6 protein-coding genes and 1 pseudogene are annotated in these 6,449 nt (G+C 73.4%); 2 read left to right on the forward strand and 5 right to left on the reverse strand.

Annotation, left to right across the window (positions count from 1 at the left end; genetic code table 11):
* Positions 1-403 (reverse strand): annotated as a pseudogene (locus tag MXD58_RS17055) (hypothetical protein); the annotation flags it as partial.
* A gap of 401 nt (positions 404-804) precedes the next feature.
* On the opposite strand from MXD58_RS17055, the gene MXD58_RS17060 reads away from it, so the two are divergent.
* Entirely contained in the window at positions 805-1,443 is a 639-nt protein-coding gene (locus MXD58_RS17060; RefSeq protein WP_248840959.1) for an FHA domain-containing protein, read from the forward strand.
* Positions 1,444-1,639: 196 nt separating this feature from the next.
* Entirely contained in the window at positions 1,640-1,957 is a 318-nt protein-coding gene (locus MXD58_RS17065) for a hypothetical protein (RefSeq protein ID WP_248840958.1), read from the forward strand.
* 207 nt (positions 1,958-2,164) lie between these two features.
* On the opposite strand, the gene purH is transcribed toward MXD58_RS17065, so the two are convergent.
* From purH to MXD58_RS17085, 4 genes are all read right to left on the reverse strand, one after another.
* Positions 2,165-3,811 (reverse strand): bifunctional phosphoribosylaminoimidazolecarboxamide formyltransferase/IMP cyclohydrolase, encoded by a 1,647-nt coding sequence (gene purH / locus MXD58_RS17070; RefSeq protein WP_248840957.1) that lies wholly within the window; start codon positions 3,809-3,811, stop codon positions 2,165-2,167.
* Entirely contained in the window at positions 3,808-4,428 is a 621-nt protein-coding gene (purN, locus tag MXD58_RS17075) for a phosphoribosylglycinamide formyltransferase (RefSeq protein WP_248840956.1), read from the reverse strand. The genes purH and purN overlap by 4 nt, the downstream gene beginning before the upstream one ends.
* Before the next feature lie 265 nt (positions 4,429-4,693).
* Positions 4,694-5,227 carry a helix-turn-helix domain-containing protein gene (locus tag MXD58_RS17080; protein ID WP_308301982.1) on the reverse strand — a complete coding sequence of 178 codons (534 nt, stop codon included), beginning with the start codon at positions 5,225-5,227 and terminating at the stop codon, positions 4,694-4,696.
* Between the two features lie 205 nt (positions 5,228-5,432).
* Positions 5,433-6,449 (reverse strand): cell division protein PerM (locus MXD58_RS17085; protein ID WP_250609541.1); only part of this gene is annotated, 1,017 nt, incomplete at its 5' end.

Below are 6,449 nucleotides of genomic sequence, written 5' to 3' on the forward strand. Positions count from 1 at the left end.
GGACGCGGCCGCGACGTCCGGACCGGTTCGGTCGCGCGATCCTCGCCGACAGCTCGGCCCCCGGCAGGCGCCGGCCGGCTGCCGGGCTCAGGCGGGCGGACACCGGTCTGGCTGGCACCGGGCCACCCGGTACCAGACTGGCCAGCGCCGGGCTGACCGCGGCCGGGCTGACCGCCGCCAGGTTGACCGCCGCCAGGTTGACCGACACCGGGTTGACCGACACCGGGTTGACCGCCGCTGGGCTGGCCACCGCCGCTGGGCTGGCCACCACCGCTGGGCTGGCCACCACCGCTGGGTTCGCGCCCACGGGATCGGCTGGCGTCGGGCTCGTGGGCAGGCGGCTTCCGCCGGCCAGAGTCCGGTCGGCGGTGGCCGGGTCGGCGGCCCGCGTCGGACACCCCACCCACCTCCGGCGCCGATCATGATTTTGGTGGACGGGCCAGCAGCGGCAGGCGTGCGCGACGCCATCGCCGACATGTCCGGCCGCACGGCAGGACGGCGCGGCTACCTGCATCCAATCAGCCCGCCGCTGTCCAGCTGGCATGGCCTCTCCGGCCCGCATGGCACTGTCCCGTCAGCATGGCACTGGCCGGGACGGGCGGTAGGCCGTCGGCCGTCCTGGTCATGACGCCTCGGCCCGCCCGGTCCGGAGACACCGGCGCGGCGCGGATCATCCCCATCTCGGGTGTTACTGGGTCCCGACCGGGGACTATCGCCCGAAGGCAAACCCCCCACGAGCAAAGGGGACTGTTCCGGCGGCGTGGCCGCTCGGATGGCGGACGGACGAAAGCGAGGTCGACCACAGTGGACAGGCCGAGTCTGCGGATCGAGATCACCGGTGAGATCTTCCTGCTGCGTTCGGAAGTCACCACGGTGGGTCGCGGGCCAGGGGTCGACGTACCACTTGCCGATCCCAGCGTCTCCCGGCTGCACGCCGAGATCGTGCGGCGGGGCCCGTACCTCTACGTGTGGGATCAGGGGCTGTCCCGCAACGGCACGCGGGTCAACGGGCGCCCGGTCGGCCGGCGGATCCTCCGCGACGGCGACGTCATCCGGTTCGGTGCGGCCGGCGTCCGACTTCAGGACACCCGGCCGCTCATCGAGCTCACCATCTCGCCCGCGGGGACGCAGCCCCCCGCGCGGGACCTCACCGCCGAGCTTCGGATGCCGGATCCGCCCGAACTCACCCGACGGGAGTGGGATGTGCTGCGAGCGCTGTCCCGACCCGCCGGGACGCCCGGGGCCTTCGTCATCCCGCTGTCGACCCGGCAGCTGGCGCAGGATCTCGTCGTCACCGAGGGTGCGGTGAAGCAGCATCTGCTTCGTCTCTACCGCAAGTTCGACATCCCGCCGGGACCGAACCGGCGCGGCCGGCTGGCGAACGAGGTGCTGCGCCTCGGCGTCGTGCGCGCTGAGCCGGTGGAGTCGGTTCTGCCGTCCTGATTCTCGCGCCCTCCTGAGGCGGTGCCGAGCCCGTCTTCACCTGCGGACACGGGTCCCTATCACACACCGATCCAACATTGTGGACCCGGCCCATTCGGGCACACCGGGGACACAACCCACAACACCCCCAACTGTGGGCGTCGTGCACTCTTAGGGCAGACTTCCGGCCGCGGTGCCCAAAGAGAGGAAGCTCGACGTGGCAGACGAATCGCCTCACAGCAAGAAGCTCCAGGAACTGATGTTTCGTGCCTGGGAGACCTTCGGTGATGCTCGGCACCTGGACAGCGATGACCGCGTCTTCGTCCAGGCCCTGGCTCGCCAGACAGCCGACCGTATTTCGGTCCTTTACGGCGCAAGCTGGCGCGACGCCCTGGACTGGGTTGCGCAGCGGTACGTGCCCACCACCGACACACCCGGCGGTCAGGCTCCGGCACCCGCCCCGGCGACGACCGCGAACGGCAGCTCTGGAACCCGGCGCGGCTCGGCGGCCGCGGAAGCGAGCGCCAACGCCTGAGTGCGGGCACCGGGCCGCGTCCCGGTGTCACCCGACGGCGGGACACGATCAGCGACCGCCCGGGCGCGGGACCGTCCGCGCCCGGGCGTCAGCCGGGGCGCGGACACCGCCGGGCCGCCAACCGATCGGCAGGCCCGGCCCGGCAGGTCCGGCGGGTCCGACTGGGTACGCCCGACGACAGAGCGTCCGGCCCGACGGCGTCCGGCTTCAGTGCGCGAAGTGGCGAACTCCGCTGAAGTAGAGCGTCATTCCGGCTTTCCTGGCGGCGGCGATGACGAGTTCGTCGCGCACGGACCCGCCCGGCTCGATGACCGCCCGCACCCCGGCATCGGCAAGCACCTCGAAGCCGTCGGGGAAGGGGAAGAAGGCGTCGCTGGCCGCGACCGAACCCTTCGCCCGATCATCCGCCCGGGTCACCGCGAGGCGCGCTGCGTCGACCCGGTTGACCTGCCCCATGCCGACACCGACGGTCGCGCCGTCGGTGGCAAGAAGAATCGCGTTGGACTTCACCGACCGCACCGCGCGCCAGGCGAAGCGCAGGTCCGCCAGCAGCGCGTCGTCCGCGGGCGCGCCGGCTTCCAGGGTCCAGCCGGTCGGCTCGTCGCCCGGCTCCTCGACCGCGTCCCGCGACTGCAGCAGCAGGCCACCGCTGATCTGCCGCAGTTCCACACCCCGCTGGTGCGGCGGCGCCGGGCACTCCAGCAGCCGGATGGACGGCTTGCGGGAGAGGATCTCCACCGCGCCGGGCTCGTACGCCGGCGCCACGACGACCTCGGTGAAGATCTCGGCGATCTGCTCGGCGAGTTCCACGGTGACCGGCCGGTTCGTCGCGATCACACCGCCGAACGCCGAGACCGGGTCACAGGCATGCGCCTTGCGGTGGGCCTCGGCGATCGTCGTACCGATCGCGATGCCGCACGGGTTGGCATGCTTGATCACCGCGACGGCCGGCTCGCTGAAGTCGTGGACGGCCCGGCGGGCGGCGTCGGTGTCGGTGTAGTTGTTGTACGACATCTGCTTGCCGTGCAGCTGGTGCGCGCCGGCCAGGCCGGCGGTCCGGTCGGCGCCGGTCTCGACGTACAGGGCGGCCCGCTGGTGCGGGTTCTCGCCGTAACGCAGCACGTCGGCCCGGTGCCATTGGGCGGAGAGCACGTCGGGCCAGCCGGTCTCGCGGGCGATCTCGTCGGGGGCGACGGCGCTGGCGAACCAGGAGGACACTGCCACGTCGTAGGCGGCGGTGTGCGCGAACGCCTTCGCCGCCAGCCGGCGACGGGCCGACAGGTCGTAGCCCGAGCCGCGGACGGCCTCCGCCAGCCCGGCGTAGTCCTGCGGGGAGACGACGACGGCGACCGACGCGTGGTTCTTCGCGGCCGCACGGATCATCGTGGGTCCGCCGATGTCGATCTGCTCGACCGCCTCGTCCTCACTGGCACCCGCGGCGACGGTCGCGGCGAACGGGTACAGGTTCACCACGACCAGGTCGAACGGCGCGATGTCGAGGTCGGCCAGCACCTCGGCATGCTCGGCGTTACGCAGGTCGGCGAGCAGGCCGGCGTGCACCCTGGGGTGCAGCGTCTTCACCCGGCCGCCGAGCACCTCCGGGAAGCCGGTCACCGTGCTGACCGGCGTCACCGGCAGGCCGTGGCGGGCCAGCACCTCGGCGGTGGAACCGGTCGAGACCACCTCGACCCCGGCCGCCAGGAACGCCTCGGCGAGCACGTCCAGGCCGTTCTTGTCGTAGACGCTGACCAGCGCCCGGCGCAACGGCCGATGCCCGGTGGGGATCACCTCCGCCGACTCGGCTCCCTGGGCGGCTTCGCCCTGGCCGGCCACGGCTTCGCCCGATGACGTCATGCTTCCTCCTGGACGTGAACATCTGCCGGTACCTGGTGCCCGCCCAGCGCGCCCGCCGCACGGACGATCTGGGCGATCGTCGTGACGAACAGCCCTCGCTCGACCGCCTGGATCCGTGCTCGCAGCGCCTGCTCGGTGTCGCCGGTCTCGACCGGGACCGCTTCCTGGGCGATGATCGGGCCGGTGTCGACACCCTCGTCGACCCAGTGCACCGTCACGCCGCTGACCTTCACCCCAGCCGCCAGCGCATCGCGCACCGCGCTCGCCCCCGGGAAGGCGGGCAGCAGCGACGGGTGGGTGTTGATGGTCGGGAACCGGCCGATGACCCGCGGACTGAGGATCTTCATATAGCCCGCGAGCACGAGCAGGTCGGGTTGGAACGCGGCGACCCGCGCCGCGGTCGCGACATTGAATGCCTCGCGGTCGGGATGGTCCTCGAGGCGCTCGGTGAACACCGGGATGCCGGCGGCCACCGCCCGCTCCCGCGCGCCGGTGCCGTCCCGATCGGTCCCGACCGCCACGACGGTCGCGCCGAACCCCGGATCTCCGGCGGCGTCGAGGATCGCCTGCAGGGTGGTTCCCGCCCCCGAGGCGAGAACAACGAGGCGAGCAGACACAAACACACTCCGTAACCAAAGCTGGGCATAACCACACTGGACGACGTTCGCAGCCCGCGAGCGCCGGAGGTCCGTCGGCGGACGCCAAGTGACGGCGACCCGCAACCGCCGGCGCTCCCGATGCCACGGGCGCAGGCCAGCGATGGTGACCGGTCCGACTGTACTGGCAACGCCCGCCCCGTACGCCCCTGTCCGCCGGGCTCGACCATCCCCAGGGCCCGCCAGGTGCACGCACGGCTCGAGGACCGGACGGTCACCGCAGGGGTCATGCAGCCGGCACCCAGCCGGCGACCAGTCCGGCCAACCGCTGCTCGATCACCGCCGCCGACGGCCGGTCGGGCGCCCGCGGTGAGGCCAGCGCCGCCGCCACCGGAGGAAGCCCGGCGCAGCCGTCGTCGTCACCGCTGCGGCACCAGCACTCCGGCACCCGCTCGCCCCCGACGTCCACGCTGGCATCGAGCTCGCCGAAATCCGGTCCGTCGAGCAGATCACCAGGCCGGCACAGGTACAGCTCGGCGAGGCGCCACAGCACCGCCGCCGACGGGGCCCGCCCGCCCTTCGCCGGCCAGCTCTCCCAGTACGACCAGGTCTTGCCGGTCTTGGCCGAACCGGCAGCCGGCCAGCGCTCGTTCCACCGGCGGGCCGCCTCCTCCTGCGTCCAGCCATGCGCGAGCCGGAACGCCACCAGCGCACCGAGGCGATGCCGCCCCTGCAACCGGCGGGCGATGCGGCGGTAGGACCAGCCCAGCTCGCGCAGCTGGCTGGCCTCAGCTCGGATATGGGCGACCGCGACCGGCACGACGACCTCCGTGAGGATGATCCGCTACGGGGCAACCGTAGTCGCCGGCACCGACAGTTTCCGCCGCCGACCGCGCCGCGCCCGCCAGCCGGCACCGGTCCAGGCCGGCCCCGAACCAGACCGGCACCGAACCAGGCCGGCACCGAACCAGGCCGGCACCGAACCAGGCCGGCCCCGAACCAGGCCGGCCCCGAACCAGGCCGCCTCAGTCGGTCCGGCGGGAGGTCCACGCCGTCCGTCGCGAGGCGGGCAGCGTCATCCGGCGGCGCCAGAAGGACGGCTCCGCGTCCTGGGCCAGAAACGGCCGTTCGGCCCGTCTCACCGCCAGGTCGATCCCGCCGACCAGCAGCAGCCCGACCAGCGCGACCTCGCCGCCGGCCAGCAGCCCGCACTGCCAGGCGGCGACCGGCCCGTAGTGTCCCCCGGCGCCACCGACCCGTCCCAGCGACTCCTGGCAGGCCAGACCGACCAGAATCCCGCAAACGGTGCCCGCGACCAGCACGGCGCCCAGCCGCTCGCGCGATCGGCCGGCTGCCCCGGCCCGGTGCACCATGATTCCGCAGACGATGCCGGCCACGATCGGCACCACCAGCAGCAGCGGCCAGCCGGGCTGCGGTAGCGCGTTCGGGGGCAGGGCGGCGAGAACCGGCAGGTCCGGCACCGTTCCGGGATGGACCACGTCGGCCCGGACCAGTCCCGGCCCGGTACGGAAACCGGGGCCGAGGGCGTAGGACAGCGCCCACAGCACCAGGTTGGGCACCAGGGCCAACTGAACTGCGGCGAGCCCGAGCCCGCCGACGACGCCGACGTCGAGTGCCCGCTCCGCTCCCGCGACCTCGGGCAGCGTGGCGGCGATGACCAGCGCGACCCCGAAGGAGACCGCCGCGATGAGGGCGGCGAACGCGCCCGCCCCGCACAGCAGGGGGGTGCGCAGCCACACCGGTAGCGTGCGCCACGCCGCCCGCAGCCGATGCCGGCCGGCGAGGGCCCCCAGCAACGCCGCGGGCAGGGCGAACACGACCGTGCCGGTCACGGCCGACAACGGCGCCGGCTGGGCGGGCCCGGAGCGCACCACGAGGGCGATCAGAACCACGAACGCTGTCTGGGCGGCGACGACCTCGACGACGTCCAGCACCACCGCGCGCCAGGTGACACCGCTGGGCGGGGCCGGGCGCCGGCCACTGGGTGCCGCTTCACCCGGCCGCTCGGCGGCGCCGCGCAC

Source organism: Frankia sp. AgKG'84/4 (assembly GCF_023242965.2).
GTDB lineage: Bacteria > Actinomycetota > Actinomycetes > Frankiales > Frankiaceae > Frankia.

What these genes read in the sequence shown, in the direction of transcription:
- purH (WP_248840957.1), bottom strand. Translation starts at nt 3,811, where the DNA reads ATGACGTCATCGGGCGAAGCCGTGGCCGGCCAGGGCGAAGCCGCCCAG.